Origin of the sequence: Thioclava sp. UBA3469 (assembly GCF_002378135.1) — a bacterium.
In the GTDB taxonomy this organism is placed as follows: Bacteria; Pseudomonadota; Alphaproteobacteria; order Rhodobacterales; family Rhodobacteraceae; genus Thioclava; species Thioclava sediminum.
In genome coordinates this window covers 12322-32042 of the sequence record NZ_DFRG01000271.1, presented here as the reverse complement: position 1 = coordinate 32042, position 19721 = coordinate 12322, and the positions used below count along the sequence as shown (strand labels likewise).

General features: G+C 64.9%; 17 protein-coding genes. 6 read left to right on the top strand and 11 right to left on the bottom strand.

Translation table 11 applies throughout. The annotated features are described in order from the left end of the window. Together B3D39_RS19830 and B3D39_RS19825 are read left to right on the top strand one after the other, a co-directional pair. A partial coding sequence (locus B3D39_RS19830; protein WP_286790002.1) for a peptidoglycan-binding domain-containing protein occupies positions 1-443 on the top strand: 443 nt, incomplete at its 5' end. Positions 444-551: 108 nt separating this feature from the next. Then, positions 552-1790 carry an MFS transporter gene (locus tag B3D39_RS19825; RefSeq protein ID WP_274963876.1) on the top strand — a complete coding sequence of 413 codons (1239 nt, stop codon included), beginning with the start codon at positions 552-554 and terminating at the stop codon, positions 1788-1790. Between the two features lie 131 nt (positions 1791-1921). Here B3D39_RS19825 and B3D39_RS19820 read toward each other — a convergent pair whose 3' ends face one another. From B3D39_RS19820 to B3D39_RS19785, 8 genes are all read right to left on the bottom strand, one after another. Further along, a complete protein-coding gene (locus tag B3D39_RS19820; protein WP_274963877.1) occupies positions 1922-2479 on the bottom strand; it encodes a nucleotidyltransferase family protein in 558 nt (185 codons plus the stop codon). 199 nt (positions 2480-2678) lie between these two features. Beyond that, positions 2679-4151 carry a DegQ family serine endoprotease gene (locus B3D39_RS19815; RefSeq protein ID WP_078519638.1) on the bottom strand — a complete coding sequence of 491 codons (1473 nt, stop codon included), beginning with the start codon at positions 4149-4151 and terminating at the stop codon, positions 2679-2681. Between the two features lie 175 nt (positions 4152-4326). Next, the gene (locus tag B3D39_RS19810; protein WP_143593782.1) at positions 4327-4518 is read right to left on the bottom strand and encodes a DUF2065 family protein; all 192 of its coding nucleotides are present in this window, start codon (positions 4516-4518) and stop codon (positions 4327-4329) included. Beyond that, positions 4518-5453, bottom strand: coding sequence for a protease modulator HflC (hflC, locus tag B3D39_RS19805; RefSeq protein WP_166741438.1), 936 nt, complete (start codon positions 5451-5453; stop codon positions 4518-4520). The genes B3D39_RS19810 and hflC overlap by 1 nt, the downstream gene beginning before the upstream one ends. Beyond that, positions 5450-6631: an FtsH protease activity modulator HflK gene (gene hflK, locus B3D39_RS19800; RefSeq protein ID WP_078569437.1), complete on the bottom strand. Its 1182-nt coding sequence runs from the start codon at positions 6629-6631 to the stop codon at positions 5450-5452. Before hflK ends, hflC begins: the two co-directional genes overlap by 4 nt. 55 nt (positions 6632-6686) lie before the next feature. After that, the gene (gene gor / locus B3D39_RS19795) at positions 6687-8039 is read right to left on the bottom strand and encodes a glutathione-disulfide reductase (protein WP_274963834.1); all 1353 of its coding nucleotides are present in this window, start codon (positions 8037-8039) and stop codon (positions 6687-6689) included. 142 nt (positions 8040-8181) lie between these two features. Beyond that, the gene (rpiA, locus tag B3D39_RS19790; protein WP_274963835.1) at positions 8182-8967 is read right to left on the bottom strand and encodes a ribose-5-phosphate isomerase RpiA; all 786 of its coding nucleotides are present in this window, start codon (positions 8965-8967) and stop codon (positions 8182-8184) included. Between the two features lie 85 nt (positions 8968-9052). Continuing rightward, positions 9053-10069 (bottom strand): Hint domain-containing protein, encoded by a 1017-nt coding sequence (locus tag B3D39_RS19785; RefSeq protein ID WP_274963836.1) that lies wholly within the window; start codon positions 10067-10069, stop codon positions 9053-9055. Positions 10070-10222: 153 nt separating this feature from the next. On the opposite strand from B3D39_RS19785, the gene B3D39_RS19780 reads away from it, so the two are divergent. Next, a complete protein-coding gene (locus B3D39_RS19780) occupies positions 10223-11602 on the top strand; it encodes an L-serine ammonia-lyase (RefSeq protein ID WP_286790001.1) in 1380 nt (459 codons plus the stop codon). A gap of 464 nt (positions 11603-12066) precedes the next feature. Further along, a complete protein-coding gene (locus B3D39_RS19775) occupies positions 12067-13446 on the top strand; it encodes a DEAD/DEAH box helicase (protein WP_274961843.1) in 1380 nt (459 codons plus the stop codon). Positions 13447-13549: 103 nt separating this feature from the next. Here the strand turns inward: B3D39_RS19775 and B3D39_RS19770 are convergent, their stop codons facing one another. Further along, the gene (locus tag B3D39_RS19770; protein WP_274961844.1) at positions 13550-14047 is read right to left on the bottom strand and encodes a hypothetical protein; all 498 of its coding nucleotides are present in this window, start codon (positions 14045-14047) and stop codon (positions 13550-13552) included. Between the two features lie 135 nt (positions 14048-14182). Further along, a complete protein-coding gene (locus tag B3D39_RS19765; protein ID WP_274961845.1) occupies positions 14183-15541 on the bottom strand; it encodes an aminotransferase in 1359 nt (452 codons plus the stop codon). Positions 15542-15707: 166 nt separating this feature from the next. Between B3D39_RS19765 and B3D39_RS19760 the strand changes: the two genes are divergently transcribed. Further along, on the top strand, positions 15708-16658 hold the full coding sequence (locus B3D39_RS19760) for a LysR family transcriptional regulator (protein WP_274961846.1): 951 nt from the start codon (positions 15708-15710) through the stop codon (positions 16656-16658). Between the two features lie 4 nt (positions 16659-16662). On the opposite strand, the gene B3D39_RS19755 is transcribed toward B3D39_RS19760, so the two are convergent. Continuing rightward, positions 16663-17316, bottom strand: coding sequence for a thiamine diphosphokinase (locus tag B3D39_RS19755; RefSeq protein WP_274961847.1), 654 nt, complete (start codon positions 17314-17316; stop codon positions 16663-16665). 141 nt (positions 17317-17457) lie between these two features. On the opposite strand from B3D39_RS19755, the gene B3D39_RS19750 reads away from it, so the two are divergent. Then, the coding region (locus tag B3D39_RS19750) for a hypothetical protein (protein ID WP_286790000.1) at positions 17458-19721 on the top strand (2264 nt) is incomplete at its 3' end.

Genomic DNA, 19721 nt, shown 5'->3' with positions numbered 1-19721 from the left:
GGGCCGCCAAGACGCTCGCCCATGTGCTGCAAAGCCGCCCGCCCGCCGACGACGCGCAGGGATGTTTCACCCAACTCAAAGGCCCGGCCAAGGTCGAGACCGTGACCGGGCAGGTGCAGGTGCTCCCCGAACAGCGCGACCCGAAGACCGGCAAGGTCACGCAGCCCGCGATCTATCGCGAATTGAGCGGGCAGAAGCTCGTCGATAGCGGCAAGCCGCGCTATTTCGAATCCGTCTGCTCGGAGGATCTGACACCCGCTTTCGTTGCGATGACCCAGCGAGCGCTGGCGCTGCGCGGGCTTTATTCCGGCCCCGCCGACGGCAAGCTGGACCCGGCGACGGGCCGCGCGATCGCGGCCTATCAGGCGCCCCGCGGCCTCGACAGCCCGACGCTCTCAGTCCGCGCGGCACAGGAACTGGGCCTCTATATCTGGTCGAACTGAGGCCATCCGCGCCAGCCATCGCATCGCCGCACAGACCTTTGCGCAGGCGGCGGGGTTGTGCCTTTGGGAGGAACGGTCTCTAACCGGGGCCAAAGGACAGGGGGCATCATGCAAAAGCTTTTCGGCAGCAACCTGCGCTTCATGCGCGACAATGCCCGCTGGCTCGGCGCGGGGTTCCTGCTGACGCTGTTCTCCTCCTTCGGACAGACCTTCTTCATCGGCCTGTCGGGCAATGACATCCGCGCAACCTTCGGCTTGTCGGGCGGCACCTTCGGGGCGCTCTACATGGTGGCCACGCTGGCCTCGGCCTCGACGCTGCCGTTTCTGGGGCGCACGCTCGACCTGATGCCCGGCTGGAAGGTGGTGCGCTTCACCATTCCGCTGCTCGCGCTGGCCTGTATCGGGATCACGCTTGCGCCGAACCTGATCTTCCTGACGCTGGCGATCTACATGCTTCGGCTCTTCGGGCAGGGCATGATGACCGAGATTGCCTTCACCGAGATCGGCCGCTGGTTCGTCGCGAGCCGCGGCAAAGCGATGTCGCTTATCGTGCCGGGCCAGCCTTTCGGCTCTGCAGTGCTGCCGGTTCTGGTGGTGCTGATCGCGCAGGCGAGCGGCAATTGGCATCTCGCGTGGTGGCTCTCGGCCTGGGTGCTGGTCTTGATCGCCTGGCCGCTTCTGATGCGGCTCATGCAGGTCGAGCGGGTGCCCAATGCGACCGAGGTGCAATCGAGCGCCTCGGGCACCGCGCGCGACTGGACCCGATCGGAGGTGATCCGTGATCCGGTCCTCTATATGCTGCTGGCGGGGCTGCTCGCGCCGCCCTTCATCGGCACGGTGATCTTCTTCCACCAAGGCTACCTGACTGAGCTGCGCGGCTACTCCCCGCTCGCCTTCGCGGCGGCCTTCCCGGTGATGTCCCTCGCGACGGTGGGCTTCGGCTTCGTCTGCGGCGGGTTGATCGACCGGTTCGGTGCGCTGCGCCTGCTGCCCTTCGTGCTGGCCCCGCTGACGCTAGCCTCGCTGACGGTCGCCTTGGTCACGCCGGTCTGGGGTGTCTATGCCTTCATGGCGCTGCTTGGCATGTCGAACGGGTTTTCCGGTACGCTGATGGGCGCGCTCTGGCCCGAGGTCTACGGGGTGAAGAACCTCGGCGGCATCCGCGCGATCATCGTGGCCTCGATGGTGCTCTCGACGGCCATCGGGCCGGGGATCACGGGCGTGCTGATCGATATGGGGGTGGAGCTGCCGACCCAGATGCTGGGCATGGCGGTCTGGTGCGTGATCGCCGCCGGAAGCCTGACGATCGCCTCTCGCCGGGTGCTGGCGCGCGAAACGGCACAATGAAAAAGGCGCCCCGCGGGTCAGCCCCATGCAGTAAATGGTGTAGCTTGGGGCCGGATGCATTGTAGGCGCAACGCCATGTCGATCAGCAGCTCCCGACGGGAACTTCGAGAGCTGTCTGCGGCGGATGTCGGCTAGGCGGACATTTCTACCACTCGCACCAGTGGCCATCGTTCCAGCCAGCCTTTGCTCTGAACTCTGGTCCGGAAGGCTTCGCGCTTATGTGGCAAGCTCGATGCTGGGCGCAAAATCATCGAACAGAGGTCGTTGAGCGTGAAGGGTGCAAGGATCCGACAATCTGAGCCCGACCTTTGGGCCGCGACTGCCGTGGCCGTTTCTGGCCAGTAGCGCATTGCATCTGCCACTGAACAATATGGTGAATCTCCGTTTCGCAGGTGCATTCTCGCCTGGTTTTTCACGGACCATTGGTACTCCGGCGCTGCTTGCCGAAGCCAATTCTCAAAAGCTTCGTCCGACGCTGGATCGAGGTTCTTATCGTCGAAGTAGAGAACGTCTATGTCCTCATCTCTGCAATCCGAAGCCCGACCGTGAAGGGCGTCCCACACGAAGTTTCGGACAAAGCCCGCACCGATGCTTCCCTGACGCAGATTGAGTGATTCAACCAACTCAAGAAGCTCCCATCGCTGCCGGTTTTCGCGCAGCAGAGAAGCGATGTCGTAGGACTGAAGCACTGATGCCCTCGCGGTATTCCGGCCCACTCAGCCAAGTTAGGCGAAGATTGATGTCGCTCCAACCTTCGCAACAGGAAGCAATGTCCGCAGTAGGCTGGAAGCGGCCATTGCGCTTCGAGCCTTCAAGGTTCTCACGCGCACCATTTACTGCAAAAGGCGCCCCGCGGGGCGCCTTTTCTACCGTTTTGAGCGGTGCGGATCACTCCACGGGAAGGGCCACGAAACGCGGCTCGCCAGCGCGGCGGATCAACAGCAGGATCGACTTACGCCCCGCATCCTTCGCCGCCTGCACGCGCTCTTCGAAATCATCGACCGCGGAGACCGGTTTCTGCCCGACCTCGGTGATCAGATCGCCGACGCGCAGCCCTTTCTCATAGGCCGAGGAGGTCTCGTCGATCTGCTTGATGACAAGGCCGTTCGCCTCTTTCGTCAGACCCATCTCGGTGCGCAGGTCATCCGTCAGCGGGGTCACGGTCAGGCCGAGCATGTCCTTCTCGACCTCCTGCGGGGCCTGCACGGCTTTCGGGGGCTGTTCGCCCTCGGCGGCTTCGCGACGGCCCAGCGTCACCAGCAGCGTCTTGGCCTCGCCATCGCGCATCACGGTCACGCGGACCTTCTCGCCCACCGGCGCGTCGGCCACGCGACGCACCAGATCGCGGGTGCTCTTGACCTCGCCGCCATCGAAGGAGGTGATCACGTCGCCCGCCTCGATGCCGGCTTCCTTGGCGGGGCCATCGGGCACTTCAGAGACAAGCGCGCCTTCGGGGGCCTCGAGGCCCATCGCTTCGGCCATGTCCGCGGTGACGTCCTGGATTTTCACACCCAGCCAGCCGCGCCGCGTCTCTCCATATTCCTTGAGTTGTTCGACCACTTTCGCGACCACGTTCGACGCCATCGAGAAGCCGATCCCGATCGAGCCGCCATTGGGCGACAGGATCGCGGTGTTCACGCCGACGACCTCGCCTTCCATGTCGAAGAGCGGACCGCCCGAGTTGCCGCGGTTGATCGCGGCATCGGTCTGCAGGTAGTCGTCATAACTGCCGGACAGCTCGCGGTTGCGCGCCGAGATGATCCCGGCCGAGGCGGAGAAGCCCTGACCCAGCGGGTTGCCCATCGCCATCACCCAGTCGCCAACACGCACGGCGTCGCTGTCGCCGAAGGCGACGAAGGGCAGGGGGGAATCGCTCTCGACTTTCAAGAGCGCGATGTCAGTTTTCGGATCGGTGCCCACCAGTTTCGCATCGAGACGCTTGCCCGAGAAGAACTCGATCTCGATCTCGTCGGCATCTTCGATGACGTGATTGTTGGTGACGATATAACCGTCTTCCGAGATCACGAAGCCGGAGCCGAGCGCATTCGAGCGACGCGGCGCACCCCGCCCGTTCGGGCCATTGGGGGCGTTCGGGTTCGGCAGGCCGAAATCGCGGAACAGATCCTCGAAGGGCGAGCCGGGCGGAAAGTTCGGCATATCGCCGGTCGGCGCGGCCACCGTGGTCGAGGTGGTGATGTTCACCACCGAATTGGACACCTGATCGACGAGTTCGGCAAAGCTTTCCGGGGCGGCGCGGGCATAGGCGGGCCCGGCCAGAGGGGCGCAGGCGAGCGCCACGGCAAGCGTGGCGGCGCTCAATCCGGCGCGCAGCATGGATCCGGGTCCGGTGAGGATTGTCATATGGCTCTCCCTTGCTTCGCCGGTGCGGGAGACCGGCGCGATGCTCTCTTTGATTTGAAATGTAGGAGCAGGGAGGGGCGAAGGGAAGTTATTCGCCAAAATTCACGACAGGAAATTGCGTCGCAGGGGGCTGAAGGCGCGCTCTCTTGCGTTTGAGGCAGGGGCGCGGGGGCGATTATCCGAACTGCCGCAGCGCCCAGAGGATCGCCACACCCATCGCCAGAGCCGCAAGGCCAAGGGCGCGACGTTGGCCCGCCGACATGGCGCGCAGCATGTCCAGCGCCTCCTCGATACGTGAAGGGGCCAGCGCAAGCGCCAGCCCCTCGATCACAAGGACCAGTCCGAGACCGGTCAAAAGCATCGCCATCACTGGCCGACCTGGCTCGCAGATGCGCTGCCCCGGCCTGCACCGGTTTCGGGCCCCGGGTTCTCCCCGATCGAGCGCAGGAAGCGCCCGTAATCGAAGTAGAGGCTGTCGGGCTGCGTCACCAGCGAAGAGGTCTGCGTCTTCATCGACTGCGCGTAGAATTGCAGCGCGCGCACGAAGGCGAAGAACTGGCGATCCTTGCCGTAGGCATCCGCATAGACCTTGTTGGCCTGCGCATCGGCTTCACCGCGCACGATCTCGGCCTGTTTCTTGGCCTCGGACGTGACCTCGACCGCGGTACGGTCGGCGGTTGCACGGATGCGCTGTGCGGCCTCGGCGCCGCGGGCGCGCTCGTCGGCGGCTTCGCGTTCACGCTCTGCCCGCATCCGGCCATAGGTGGAGGCGAGGTTCTGCTCGGGCAGATCGGTGCGCGTCAGACGCACGTCGATCACGTCCACGCCCAGCGACAGCGCCTCGCGACGTGCCAGATCGCGGATGCGGTTCATCAGCGGCGTCCGGTCATCCGACAGCACAGCCGTCGAGGGGACCGAGCCCAGAACTTCGCGGATCGCGTTGTTCAGGATGCCGTCGATGCGGCTCTTTGCGGTCGTCTCACCACCTGCGCCCACCGCTTCGCGGAATTTCACCGCGTCGACGATGCGCCAGCGCGCGAAGGCGTCGACCACGAGACGGCGGTCGTCCTCGGGCGTGACTTCGAGCGGCTGCGTGGTCAGGCTCAGGATGCGGTCATCGTATTTCACGATGGTGTCCACGACCGGAATCTTGAACCCGAGACCGGGCTCGGTCTTCACCTGCTGCACCTCACCGAAGCGCAGCACGAGGGCCTTTTCACGCTCGTCCACCACGAAGACCGAATTCAGTCCGAGGAAGATGAGAACAACGAGAACGGCAATTGCGATAGGTCCGCGCATCAGTTGCTTCCTCCCGTGTTAGCGGTCGAGTTGGTGGTGTTGGACGCCGAGCTGGAGTTCTTGCGCAGCTGATCCAGCGGCAGATAGGGCACGACGCCGCCAGCGCCGTCCTTGGTGTCCACAACGACCTTGTCGACGTTCTGCAGCAGCTTGCCCATGGTTTCGTAGAACATCCGGCGCTTGGTCACTTCGGGCGCTTTCTCGTATTCCGTGAGGATCGAGTTGAAGCGCGCGGCGTCACCTTCGGCGGCGTTCACGATCTGCGCACGATAGCCTTCGGCCTCTTCCTTGACCTGAGCGGCCTCACCGCGAGCCCCTGCCGTCACCTTGTTGGCGTAGGCGTCGGCTTCCTTCTCGAGACGGTCCCGCTCCTGCTGGGCGGCTTGCACCTCGCGGAAGCTGTCGATCACCTCGCGCGGCGGGTCGGCGCGGTTGAAGTTCACACGGACGATGTTGATGCCCGCATCATAGCTGTCGAGCGTGTTCTGCACCGCCGAGCGCAGATCGCCCGCGATCTCGCCACGTGCGGTCGACAGGATCGGCGCGAGGTTCGAGCGCGCGATAATGTCACGCATCGCCGATTCCGACACCGCGCGGATCGTGTCCTGCGGATCGCCGAGGTTGAACAGGTATTTCGCCGGATCGCTGATGTTCCAGACAACCTGGAATTCGAGATCGACGATATTCTGGTCGCCCGTCAGCATCAGGCCGGTATCGTTCGTGCCTGCGCGGCCCGAGCCGATATCGACGGTCTGTTCGCGCGTCACCGGAACCTTGGAATAGGTGATGAAGGGCCACGGCGCGAGGTTCAGGCCGGGGCCTTTGGTCGCGTAGTAGCGCCCGAACATCAGCTCCACCGAGCGCTCTTCCGGGTTCACCTTGTAGAGAGAGGAGCCGAGCCAGATCGCAACCAGAGCCACGAGGCCGATGACGACCGCGGTCTTTGCCGGGAAGGGGCTCTTGCCGCCTCCGCCGCCATTGGGACGGTTGGGACGATTGCCGCCTCCCTTGCCGCCCATCAGCACCTTGAGCTGCTCAGAGCCCTTGCGCATGAATTCCTCGATTTCCGGGATCTGTCCGCCCTCGCCGGGACGTCGCTGACCGGGACGCTTGTCTTCGCGGTCGTCGTCGCGGTCATCGCCGCCACCGCCTCCGCCGCCCCAGGGGCCTCCGTTGCTCATATGCTCCTCACCTTTCCGTTATCTTGTCGGACAGTTGGGTATCTTTTCCGTGATTTCAATAATGTCTTACAGGGTTCCGCATGGTCACGAGCTCTTCGCCCATGGTCGGGTGGACCGCGCAAGTCGCGTCGAACTGTTCCTTGGTTGCCCCCATTTTGACGGCGATGCCGACCATTTGGATCAATTCGCCCGCTTCGGGGGCGACGATATGGCATCCCAGCACGCAGCGCGTCTCGCGGCAAACGATCAATTTCATCAGCACCCGCGCGTCGGAGCCTGCAAAGCTTGAGCGCATCGGCCGGAAGCTCGAGACGTAGACCTCGGCATTGCCGCGTTCCTCTGCCTCTTCCTCGGTGATGCCGACGGTGCCGAATTCGGGTTGGGTGAAGACGGCCGAGGCCACCAGCTCATGATCGGAGGGGCGGGCATTGGCGCCGAAGACGGTATCGGCGAAAGCGTGGCCCTCGCGGATCGCGACCGGGGTCAGGTTGATGCGGTCGGTGACATCGCCCACCGCAAAGATCGAGGGCACGTTGGTCTGCGACCATTCGTCGACCATGACCTCACCGCGCTCGCCCAGCTCCACGCCCGCAGTCTCGAGGCCGAGCCCTTCGGTATTCGGTGTGCGGCCGGTCGCGTAGAGCACTGCGTCGAATTCGTCCTCGCGCCCGTCGCCGCAGGTGACTTTCAGGCAGTTCTCGGTCTTCTCGATCTCGGTGATGACAACATGGGTGTGAATGTCGATGCCGCTCGCCTGCATCTGATCCACGATCAGATCGCGCGCTTCGCCATCGAAGCCGCGCAGCAGGGGCGAGCGGTTGTATTGCGTGACCTCCACGCCCAATCCGTTGAGGATGCAGGCGAATTCGCAGGCGATATAGCCGCCGCCGACGATCAGGATGCGTTCGGGCAGGGCGTCGAGCTTGAAGATGTCGTTCGAGGTCATCACCAGTTCGCAGCCCGGGAATTCGGGCACGAAGGGCCGTCCGCCGACCGCAACGAGGATATGCTTGGTGGTGATCTTCGTGCCGTCAGCCAGCGTGACCTCATGCGGGCCCGAGACCGTCGCGCGCTGGTCGAAGACCTTCACGCCCGCGTTTTCCTGCCCCTTGCGATAGATCGCCTCGAGCCGGTCAAGTTCCGCATCGAGCTTGCCACGGAAGCCGGGCCAGTCGAACTGACCTGCATCCGCGCTCCAGCCATAGGCGCGCGCCTCTTCGATGGCCGCCGGCGCGGTGGAGGCGAAGACCATCAGTTTCTTCGGGACGCAGCCGCGGATCACGCAGGTGCCGCCCATTCGGTATTCCTCGGTCAATGCGACGCGCGCGCCATGGCCCGAGGCAATCCGGGCCGCCCGCACCCCGCCAGAACCGCCGCCGATGACGAAAAGGTCGTAGTCGAAGCTCATGGGGGCGCCTTCCTTCCTGATATTCCTTGCGTCTTGGCTTAGCGGTCCATGCGCTCAGGAGCAAGGCGGGGACGGAAAGACGCGCGCAAGGCGGGGATGCGTCACAGTGTTGTATCCCGGAGGCGCGCGTCCGGCGCCAAGATCAGTCCATATCGCGGAAGATATTCTCGTCCTCTGCGAACTCGATGGTCTCGTTGGCCACCGTGCCCTCATTGATGTCGCGGATTTCGACCTTGCCGTCCGTGCCGCCGATGATGACCTTGTCGCAGATGTCGATGAACAGGCCATTCTCGACCACGCCGGGAATCTGGTTCAGCACCAGTGCCAGCTGACGCGGGTTGCCGATGCGGTTGAGATGCAGATCGACGATGTAATTGCCCTCATCGGTCACGAAGGGCTGCTGGCCGTTCAGGCGCAGCGAGGTCTGGCGACCCATCACATCCATCGAGTCGAGCAGTTCCTCGATCAGCGCGCGGGTGACCTGCCAGCCGAAGGGGACGACCTCCACGGGCAGGGGGAAGGCGCCCAGATGGTTCACTTCCTTCGAGGCGTCGGTGATGACGACCATCTGATCGGAGGCGGTGGCCACGATCTTCTCCTGCAGCAGCGCGCCGCCGCCACCCTTCACCAGGTTCAGGTCGGGGTCGAATTCGTCTGCCCCGTCGATCGTGATATCGAGCCATTTCGCCTCGTCGAGCGCCACGACCTTGATGCCGACCTGACGGGCGAGATCGGCGGTGCGCGTCGAGGTGGGCACCCCGATCAGTTGCAGCCCTTCGTCGCGGATACGCTCGCCAAGGCAACGCACCATCCATGCGGCGGTCGAGCCGGTGCCGAGGCCCACACGCATCCCGTCTTCAATGAGGTCAACGGCACGGCGGGCGGCGGCGAATTTCGCCTTGTCGATCGGGGAGAGGTCGGCAGCCATTTGGCACTCCATTCATGGGCAGTCTGAGTTGCCGACGCTTATAGGCAATCAAGGGCGCTCAGGCGAGGGCTTTGTCGGCCTGTCTTCAGCGCAGGAGGAATTGTCGCATCCCGCCTGCCTGCTTGGCGTGGCGTCGCGCCTGCCCCGGCGGCAGGATCGGGCGCGCGGGCTGGGTGAGGAGCGGGTTCTCCGCCATCAGTGCGCGCAGCCGTGCGGCCTCTTGCGGGCCGACCCCGCGCAGCGCCATCGGGCCGGGCAGGAGGCTTTCCACGGCCGCCCCGTCCGCGAAGACGATCTCATGCGCCTCGAACAGCAGATGCAGCCATTCGATGCGCGGACGGGGCGCGCGTGCGATCCCCGGCAGGTCGAGCAGCCCCTTGGCCGGGATCAGAAGCTCCCGCCCGCCAAGGACGCCCGCGCGACTGCGGACCAACAACCGGTGCTGGGCCGAGACCTCGAAGGCGCGGTCATTGCCAAGCGCGCCTTTCGCGACGCGGATCGGCGCGTTCTCGTCACGCCCGGTCATCCGCCAGCGTCCCGTCCAAATCAGTTCGCGATAGCCGTTATCGGCGGTCTGCACTTTCATGCCGGGGCGCAGGTCCTCCACCGCGACGGGGCCTTGCTTGGTCGCGATCCGGGTTCCGCGCGCGAAACAGACTGCAAGATCGGCATAGGGAATGACCGGATCGTTGCTGTCGATTGCGACGATGTCATAGGTTTGCCCTGCGAAAAGACGCTCGGACGAGGCGATGCCATGCACGTCGCCCTCGAATTCGAGCACGAAGATCGTGATATTGTCGGCCGGATCGGAGGAGCCCGCCGGACGGATGACATAGCTGTATTCGATTTCGACATCGCCCGCCGCACCTGCGCCCCAGGCGATGCCGTCGAATGTCATCGGGGCGGTGAGTTCCTGCGAGCCGTCGGCATCCTCGAGATTGGCGTCGTCATCGGTCAGATCGATCATCTGCACCGCAGCGTCAGCATCGATCGTGAAGCTGGTCGCGCCGACCGCATCGGCATTCGCCAACGCGTTCGACCCGAACGGGTCCGGGCCCGATACGATCAGGTCCGAAAATTGCCATGCACCGAAAATCGGCATCGTGCCCACCACAGCCTTTCGCCGCTCAGGCTGCGCGATAATCCTGAATATCGCGTCAACGATGTTGCTTTTGCGCGTGGCGGGGTCGTTTTGGGGCTGTTGGTCCGGGGGCGAACACGGCAGTCTGGGCCAAAATCAGGGCAGGGAGGTCGCATGTTTCTGAGCGTCTTCGATATCTTCAAGATCGGCGTCGGGCCGTCCTCGTCGCATACGATGGGGCCGATGGTGGCGGGCGCGCGGTTTCTCGACGCGCTCCGGGCCTCGCCTTTCACCGCGCATGGGGTGCGGGTGCGTCTGCACGGCTCGCTCGCCTTCACCGGCAAGGGCCATGCGACGGATCGGGCGGCGATCCTCGGGCTCGCAGGCGTGGTGCCCGAGAGCTACGATAACGATCTAGCCGAGAAATTGCTGGCCGCGAATGCGCGCGACCACCTGTTGAAGCCTGACGGATTGCCGCCTTTGGCCTTCGACCCCGAAGCCGATCTGATCTTCGATTACGACACGTCGCTGCCCGGCCACGCGAATGGCATGGTCATCGAGGCGCGCGACGCGCAGGGCGACGTGTTGATGCACGAGGTCTATTACTCAATCGGCGGCGGTTTCGTGCGCACCGAGGCCGAACTGGCCGCCGTCGACGATGCCGCCCGCGACGCGCCGAGCCCGGTGCCGTTCCCCTTCAAGACCGCCGAGGAAATGCTGGCGATGGCCCATGCCTCGGGGCAGAGCATCGCGCAGATGAAGCGGCGCAACGAGGCGCGCTTCCGCGGCCCGAAGGAGATCGACGAAGGTCTTGAGAAAATCTGGATCACGATGCGCGACTGTATGGAGCGCGGTCTGACCAGCGAGGGCGAATTGCCCGGCGGGTTGCGGGTGAAGCGCCGGGCCAAGGCGATCCATGAGAGCCTGAAGGCGGATTGGGGCCAGAACCTCGCACCGCCGCATCAGATCAATGACTGGATTTCGGCCTATGCGATGGCGGTGAACGAGGAAAACGCCGCCGGTGGCCAAGTCGTCACCGCGCCGACGAACGGGGCGGCGGGCGTGCTGCCTTCGGTGATCCGTTACTGGCTCGATCATGTGCCCTCGGCCTCTTCCGCGAAGATCCCCGATTTTCTGCTGACGGCAGCGGCTGTCGGCGGGCTGATCAAGACCAACGCCTCGATCTCGGGCGCCGAATGCGGCTGTCAGGCAGAGGTCGGATCAGCAGCGGCGATGGCGGCGGCGGGACTGGCCGCCGTGCTGGGAGGCACGCCTGAGCAAATCGAGAACGCGGCCGAAATCGCGCTGGAGCATCACCTCGGCATGACCTGCGATCCGGTGAAGGGGCTGGTGCAGGTGCCCTGCATCGAGCGCAACGGTCTGGGCGCGATCAAGGCGGTGTCGGCGGCCTCGCTGGCGCTGCGCGGAGACGGCACGCATTTCGTGCCGCTGGACGCGGCGATCGAGACGATGCGCCAGACGGGCCGCGACATGCACGAGCATTACAAGGAGACGAGCCTCGGCGGGCTGGCGGTGAACGTGCCGAACTGCTGAGGGTGCCTCATTCGTGCTGAGGGCTGCGCCCGACCTCGGGTGGGCGCATGCTCGCTAGGTGGTTTGCACTTTATCGTGCCACCTCTCTCGAAGGCCGAGCGCGCGCAGCTTGCGTAGATGCGCCCTCCCGGGGGGAGGTCGGGCGCGGCCCGGGCTGGTCGCCCGGGCGGGGCATCACTCCAAGGGAAGCCCTCAAAACACGCTCCCCCTTGACTTTTCGCGCCATCACGCGCATTTACCCCCAATCGCCGCGCTGCCGCGTGAGCAAGCCGCGCCCGAGAGAGGCGCATCGGCGATACCTCCCGAGTTCCCATTCACGCAGGGTTCTGACACGCAAGACCGGACCACGCGGGAAACGCCCGCCTGTCCCGAGGTCTGCGTCAACCTGCGCTCCGGACAATCCCGTCCGGGCTGATCGCTGTGCGCATCCCCGCGTTGGGAGCCTCGGCCATAAAGGATAGGCATTGTCCGATTTCTCTTCGCTGGGGCTCTCCCCGGCCATTCTCAAGTCGCTCGCACGCGCAAAATTCACCCAGCCGACCCCGATTCAGGAAAAAGCGATCCCGTTGGTTCTTGCGGGCCATGACGTGCTGGGCCTCGCCCAGACCGGCACCGGCAAGACGCTGGCCTTCGGCCTGCCGCTCATCGACAAGCTGATGGCGCAGCAGGGCAAACCCTCGCCCAAGACCTGCAAGGCGCTGATCCTCGCGCCGACTCGCGAGCTGGTGAACCAGATCGCCGACAACCTCGCGGGGCTCGTTCAGGGCACCAAGATGAACGTGGCCACCGTCGTCGGCGGCCAGTCGATCAACCGTCAGATCACCATGATGCATCGCGGCAACGACATTCTCGTCGCCACCCCGGGCCGTCTGATCGACCTGATGGATCGCGGCGCGGTCGACCTGCGCTACACCCGCCATCTGGTGCTCGACGAGGCCGACCAGATGCTCGACCTCGGCTTCATCCACGCGCTGCGCAAGATCGCGTCGCGCCTTGGCACGCCGCGCCAGACCCTGCTGTTCTCGGCCACGATGCCGAAGCAGATGGAGGAAATCTCGCAGGCCTACCTCACCGATCCCAAGCGCGTGCAGGTCTCGCCCCCCGGCAAGGCCGCCGACAAGATCACCCAGTCGGTGCACTTCCTCGACTCCAAGGCAGAGAAGGCCCGCAAGCTGCGCGATATCCTCTCGGCCGATATGGGTGCGCTGACGCTCGTCTTCGCCCGCACCAAGCACGGCGCGGAAAAGCTGATGAAGAGCCTGCGCGCCGACGGCTACAACGCGGAATCGATCCACGGCAACAAATCGCAGGGCCAGCGTGACCGCGCGATCAAGGGCTTCCGCGATGGCAAGGTCAACGTGCTGGTCGCGACCGACGTGGCCGCGCGCGGCATCGACATCCCGGGCGTGTCCTATGTCGTGAACTTCGACCTGCCGGACGTGCCGGACGCGTATGTCCACCGTATCGGGCGCACCGCGCGTGCCGGTCGCGAGGGCGAGGCGATCGCCTTCTGCTCGCCCGACGAGGCAGATAACTTCCTGCAGATCGAAAAGCTGATGAAAATCGAGATCCCGACCGCGAGCGGCGAACGCCCCTCTGCGGCCGTGCGCCCCTCCGCCCGCGCAGCCCGAGGCCGCGGTCGCGGCGGTCCGCGCTCTGGCGGCAACAAGGGTCGCGGCGGCAAGCCTCAGGGCAAACCGCAGGGGCAGGGTCAGCCGCAAGGTCAAGCTCAGGCCCAGGCGCGCTCGAAGCCCCGCGCCGAAGCCAAGCCCAAGGTAGATGCCGGTGGCAACGCCTCGCCGAAGCGGCGTCGCCCGCGTCGGCGCAATGCAGGCGCTGCATGAAATTGACACCGGGCCGCATCGCAAGATGCGGCCCGTTTCAGTTCCTCCGTCCGGTCCACGTGAGACGCGTCCGAACGATCCAACCGAAACGCATCCACAGCCGTCATCTGCAACGCTTCAATGTCATATCCAACGCGGCGGCGAAGCCTTTTGCAGAGAAGTCGAAGACGCCCACTTTCGGAATGGAGACGGCGAAGTTCGCGTTCCCGCCTGCCGCCTCGACTCGTTTTAGAGCGTTGATCGCAAGCTTGTCGGTGCTTTGATCCAGCCAGGCATATTGCCCTGTCGAACGCAGGCGGAATTTGCTCTGCCCGATCGTGATGGTCAGTCCGCTGGAGCGCGGCAGCCGTCGGTCGGCATAGACGGACAGCTCCGGTTGCCGGCCCGAGTGCTTCGTCACCGCGACATAGAGAAGCGAGCCATTCATCAGAATCCGCCGATCATTTGCCGTCGCTGTCCAGCAGGTCTTGATGGTGCCGTTTCTCTCTTCGAAAACGCTCCACTTCCCGACATTGCCGATGCTATCGGCGGCATAGGTTGGCGAGAGCGCACCGAGGGCGATCAGGGCGGCGCAGATAAGTACTCTGAGAAGACGGCTCACGCGCGTTCCTCCGACCAACGCAATTTACCTCGCCCACAGGGGGCGAGGTAAAAATAGCATAATTTTCGTCAGTTGGACTGAATTATGCGTCGGGGTGCCTAAGACAGAACGCAGGCGATCTCGCGGTTTGGCGGGTCACCCCACCTCCGCGAACACCTTCTTCAACGCCGTTTCCAGCTTCTCGAACATCTCGTCCATCTGAGACTCGGTCAGGATGAAGGGCGGGCACAGCACCACCGATTGCCCGAGCGGTCGGCAGATCAGCCCCTGATCGGTGCAGGCATTCGCGATGCGCTCCGAGACCGAGAGCGAGCCGTCGAAGGGCGTTTTGCTCTCGCGGTCCTTCACCGCCTCCAGCGCCCACATATAGCCCACGCCGCGCAGCTCGCCGATATTGGGGTTCTGCGCGATCTGGGCGAGGCTCGCTTCGAGGCGCGGGCTCAGGCGGCGGACATTCTCGGCCAGCCCCTCGTTCATCACCACGTCGATGGCCTTGAGCGCAATCGCGCAGCCGACCGGGTGGCCCGAGGCGGTGAAGCCATGGGGGAATTCCTCGATCGCCTCGGAGGCCGCCTGCAGGCGGTCCGACAATTCCGGCCCGAGGATCACCGCGCCCATCGGGAAGAAGCCGGCGGTGAGGTTCTTCGACGAGATGATCGCGTCGGGCTGGAAGTCATAGGTCTCGCAGCCCCACGTGTTTCCGGTGCGCCCGAAGCCGCAGATCACCTCGTCGGAGATCAGCGGGATGTCGTATTTCTTGAGGATCTTCGCGACCGCCTGGAAATAGCCTTTGGGCGGCGTGATCACCCCGCCCGCACCCATCACCGGCTCGGCGAAGAAGCTCGCGATCGTCTCCGCGCCTTCCTTGATGATCGTCGCTTCCAGCTCATTCGCGAGGCGCTGGGTGAACTGCTCCTCCGTCTCGCCGGGCTGCCCTTCGCGCCAGTAATGCGGGCAGGTGAGGTGCAGGAACCCCGGCAGCGGCAGGCCAAATACCGAATTATAGGGCTTGCCGGTCATCGAGGCCGAAACCGCCGTCACCCCATGATAGGCGTTCTTGCGGGTCAGGATCTTGCGCTTCTGCGGCTTGCCCTCGGCCCCATGCAGGAACCACAGCATCTTGACCATCGTGTCATTCGCCTCGGAGCCGGAGTTGGTGTAGAACACCTTGCCGTCGGCGAAAGGCGAGACCTCGATCAGCTTCTCGGACAGCATCACCGTCTGATCCGACATCCGCCCGAAGAAGGCGTGATAACCGGGGAAGCGCGCATATTGCGCCTGCGCGGCCTCAATCAGCCCGGGGTGGTCGAACCCCGCGACCATGTTCCAGAGCCCAGAATTCGCGTCGAGATATTTCCGCCCCTCGGTGTCGACGATGTACGGCCCCTCGCCATGGGTCACGACGACCGCGCCGCGATCGTGGATCGTGGGCAGATCGGTGAAACCGTAGAAGCTATGCGCATCGGCGCGGGCCTGCCAGCTTTGGTCTTTCATCTCGCGACTCCTCCGGGATGGGCGATGGATGAAAGCGAGGCTATCCGCGGCGCGGTCGGCGTCAATGGTCCGCGATGTCTCAGGATGCCACATGGCTTGCGCGCCGGGGCGGGGCAAGGCAGTCTGCGCCTCAAGCCTTACCGCCTCCCCGATCACGGAGCCTCCCATGCCCGCCCCCAATCCGCGCATCAGCCTTTGGGCGGTCGAGGTCTTCGTGGCCACGGCGGAGGAAGGCGCGACCACCGCAGCCGCGCGCCGCTTGGGCGTTTCGGCCTCGGCAGTCAGCCAGCAGCTTGCGGGTCTGGAGGGCGCTTTGGGTGCGGAGCTTGTGGACCGCTCGGCGCGGCCTTTCGCTTTGACGGCTGCCGGGCGGGCCTTCCTGCCTCATGCCGAGGCGATGCTGGACGAATTGGCCCGCGGTCGCGCCGGGGTGGGTCAGGCCGATCCGGCTGGGCTCACGAGTTTCCGGCTGGGCATGATCGAGGATTTCGAGGCCGAGGTGACGCCGCTCCTGCTGGCAGGCATGGCCGACGAGCTCAGCACCTGCCGCTTCGAGCTGGAAACCGGACCGAGCCACCGGCTGCTGTCGAAGCTCGAAGCGCGGGGCTTGGATGTCGCCGTCGCCGCCGAGCCGCAGGGCGCGGCGCTCGACGGGATCGAGCTGCACCCGCTTCTGACTGAACCGTTCCTCGCCATTCATCCCACCGATGCACCTGCGAAAAGCGATCCGTCGCTGCCGCTGATCCACTATTCCCAGCGCACGCTGATGGGCCGCCAGATCGCCGCGCATCTCGCGCAAACGGGCAAGGCGCCGCCGCATCAACTGGAACTCGATAGTTATCCTGCGATCCTAGCACTGGTCGCGGCCGGGCGAGGTTGGACGATCCTGACGCCGTCGGCGGTGCGCCATGCACCACGTGCGGGGCTGGCGCTCTCGCCGCTCGACGGGCCGCCGCTGACCCGGCGGATCGTGCTGGCGGCGCGCGACGGGATGATGGCCGATTGGCCCGCGAAAGTGGCTGCCCGCCTGCGGGCGCTGCTGCAAGAACGCGTGGTCGAACCGGCGTTGGAAGAAGCGCCGTGGCTGGACGGGACGTTGCGGGTCGAGGCGGGCTAGCGCCTCAGCCGATCCCCAGACCTGCCAGGGCGGCGGCCAATTCCTCGCGCGGCAGCATCATCAGGGCTGGCCCCTCCAACATGATCCGCACAGGCCCCGTCGCCCGGTTCGATGTGCCGACCCGCTCGGCGGGCGTGAAGCCGATCCCGTCCAGCGGCCATTGCAGCCCTTCCGAGCGCGCCTTTACCTCGCCGAATGGAAACAAAGAGACCCGCGTGCCTTCCGTCACATCCAGCGAGAGGGACGGCGGGCAGCGGAAGATCACCTCTTCCTCGGCCAGCATCACGACCCGGTGCGGCGTGCGGATCAGATCGGTCATCGCGGCCAGCGTGTGATCCAGCCGCATCCCGGTGAAGCCGAGCGCCAGAATGAACGGCGCTTTGATCCGTTGTAGGCATTTCGCGAAATCGGTGCTGTCCTGCTCGGCCACCGGATGCACCCGCGGGCCAAGTGTGGCGCGCGCCGCATCCGACAGGGAATCGAGATCGCCGATTACCGCTTCGGGCTCGAGACCCATCGCCAAGGCCCGATCTCCACCGCCATCTGCGGCCACAAGACAGGGGGCGATTGTCAACGCTTCGTCAACATCCGCATGGTTAACTGCGCCGGCGCCGAGAAGCGAAACCCCGGTTGACGAATGGACAATACTGCTAATCATGGGCTGATTGATGACGATTGTGGCAAAGAAAGACAATCGAGACCGGTAAAAAACCTTTCAAATGCCTTCTTTCGTCCACGCGAAAGAACCAGTTGGACAGGAATGTCGACGCATTGAGGTCCAATAGAAAGCGAGTGGTCCATGGTTGGTGCGAGCAAGATCCTGACCGTATCCTACGGCACCTTTTCGTGCACCTTGGAAGGATTTGACGAGCCTTTCAACACGATGAAGGCGATTGCGGAGTATTTCCGCGATCTGGCTGCCGACGACCGGTATTTCGGTGCAGAGCCGCCCCAGCCTGATGCGGAGATGCTTCACCGTATCGCTGAGCGCGAAATTCAGCGCCGGGTCGAAGCAAAAATTCAAGAAAACGGCGTGGTTCTGCGCCAGCAAGACACCCTTCTGGGTGGCGAGGCTACAGCCGACGAGGCGCCCGCACCCGCTCAGGAAGAGCCGCTGGTGACGTCGGACGCGCCGCAAGAAGCTGCGCCTGCCGCCGAAGCGCCCGTGCAGCCGGAGGTCGCCGAGACGCCCGAGCCGGCAGCCGCGCCCGAACCGGTCGCAGCGGAGCCCGAAGCCGAGGTTGCGGCGCATCACGCCGAACCCGAAGCAGGCTTCGCGCAGCCGGAAACCGTCGCCGCCAAGCTGCAGCGCATCCGCGAAGCCGTGGCCCGCGCCCGCGTGGTTCAGGCAGATAGCTTCGCCGAGGAAGACGAGCCCGTTTCCGTCCCCGAGGGGCTTCTGGACCGCTTCGAGACCGAACCGTCGAGCGAAGCGGAAGATTTCGGCTATGACCTCGACATTTCCGGCCCGCTGAGCGCCGAGGAAATCGAACCCGAAGCCTCCGAACCCACGCAGCCCGAGGCCGAGATGCCCGAGGCGGAGGTGGCAGAAGAAGCCTCGGCAGACGCCGCGCTCGAACAGATTTCGGAAGAAAACGAAGAAGTAGCGGAAGTTGCTCGCGAAGACGTCGTCACCGAGGAAGCGCCCGTCGCCGAAACGGAGGAGACCGAAGCCGAAGACATCGTAGCAGCCGAAACCGTTGCCTCGGAAGAGGACGCTGCCGACGAAGCCGAAGCCGCGTTTGGCCCCACCGACGATCACATGCAGCGCCGTCAGGCAAACCGCCGCGCGCGCCGTTCGGCCAAGCGTGCCAAGCGCATCGCCGCACTCAAGGCCGCAGCCGAAGAACTCGGTGCGACCGAAGAGGAAACGGTTGAGCAGGCCGAGGACCAAACCGAAGAGACCTCGGCTGATACCACCGTTGAGGCCGACGCGCCCGCCGCGCCGCGAATGCGCGCGCGTGTGATCAAGGTGCGCCGCCGCGAAACGATCGAAGCCGCGACTGCGGAGGTTGCAGCGGACGCTTCGGAAGAGCTTCCGGCGCAGACCGACGACGCGGCCATGGCAGACAGTGCAGAGGATCAGGCGATCCCGGCTGCCGAGCAGATCGAGGGCGACGGCGCGCAACAGGCATCCGAAGTGGCTGCCGAAGCCGAGCAAGAGGTGGAAGCCGAGGCCGAGCTGGAAGCAGAAGCCGAGGATGACGACCTCGCCGCACGTCTGGCGGCCGAATTGAGCGAAACGACGGAGGAGGCCAGCCCTGCTCCGGTCGCGCCGCAGGCAGAGCAGCCGCAGGCGCAGGACGAAAGTGATCGCGACAGTCGGATGCCGGGGCGCCTCTCGCCCGAAGCCGAAGCTGATCTCATGCGCGAACTCGCCGCGCTGCAGATGGAGAACCTCTTCACCGGCGCCGAAATCGAGACGGCTGACGAAATCCCGGAAGAGGCGGTTGCGCAGGCAGATGTTTACGAAGACCTGGAGCTGCCCGATATCGACCTTTCCGATCTGGAAGACGAGTCGGTCGACGCGCCGCTGGTTCTGACGCAAGACGAGGCCGCCGCGCCCGAAGCGGAAGAGCCCGAGGCAACCCCGGCAACCGCATCGCTCGAGGCGCAAAACGTGCTGGTTCTGGGCAATGCGATCATCGCCGAAGAGGCGGAAGCCGAAGCCGAGACGTCGGAAGACGACACCTTGGCCGAAGCTGAGGCCGAAGATATCTCCGCCGACGTCTTCGCACCCGAGTTTGAAGCCGAGACCGCAGAAGAGGCCGAAGCGGAGGCAGAGGCCGAAACCGTCGAAACCGCCGACGCGGAAGACACGGAAGAGGCAGAAGCCCCGACCGAGGTTGCCGCACGCGAGGCCGCGTCGCTTTCCGAGGAAGATACCGACCGCGAAGCCGAGGTGGATCGCCTTCTGGCCGAGGCCGACAAGCAGGCTGAAGTCGTTGAAACCCGCCGCCGCTTCTCCGCGATCGCGCATCTCAAGGCCGCCGTCGCCGCGACCGTTGCGGATCGTCTTGCCAAGGGGCAGGACACCGCGAAAGGGGGCGTCGAGGACGAGAA